Annotated in this window: 1 protein-coding gene; it reads right to left on the bottom strand. The window is 81.0% G+C overall.

Translation table 11 applies throughout. From position 1 onward, the window contains the following. The coding region (locus tag AC0L23_RS40000; RefSeq protein WP_473358426.1) for a hypothetical protein at positions 1 to 502 on the bottom strand (502 nt) is incomplete at its 3' end. Positions 503 to 679 lie beyond the last annotated feature (177 nt).

Raw genomic sequence — 679 nt, 5'->3', positions numbered from 1 at the left:
GCCCCGAAGCAACCTGCGCCGCCCCCGGCTGCGGCTCCGCAACAGCACGCGCCGACACCGCCGCCTCCGGCACCGCCTTCCGCGCGCCCGGCTCCCCCGCCGCCAGCACCGCCGTCCGCCGCGGCTCCGCAGCACGCACCGACGCCGCCGCCGCCTGCGGCAGCAACTCCGCACGGACGCCCAGCGCCGGCGCCCACGGCAACACCGTCGCCTGCGCCGGCCGCTCCGACCGCGCGACCGGGTGCTCCGGCTGCACCTGCAGCCACACCGTCACCGACGGCGACTCCTGCGCCGACCGCGACGCCGGCTCCAGGCAGCACGCCGGGCACGCCGCCGACTGGCCGCCCCGGTACGCCGCCTCCCGGCGGACGTCCTGGTGCGCCCCCGGCTGCAGGGTCACCTGCTCCAGGCGCCACGCCCGCGCCGACGGCCACGCCGACCCCCGGTGGCACTCCGACGCCGCCGCCCGGCCGTCCAGGTTCGCCTCCTGCGCCTGGTGCAACTCCGGCTCCGACAACGACGCCGGCCCCCGGTGGCGCCGTGACACCGCCCCCTGGACGCCAGGGTGGTGCGCCTCCTGCTGGTGCACCCGCTGCCGGAGCTCCGCCGACCCAGCCGCAGGCAGGCGCCCCGCCCCGGCCGCCGGCTCCCCCCGCCGGCGCCGCCGCACCGAGCACCG

It is taken from the genome of Bradyrhizobium sp. MI1.4, from assembly GCF_055811315.1.
This window is presented reverse-complemented; position numbering and strand designations above follow the sequence as displayed.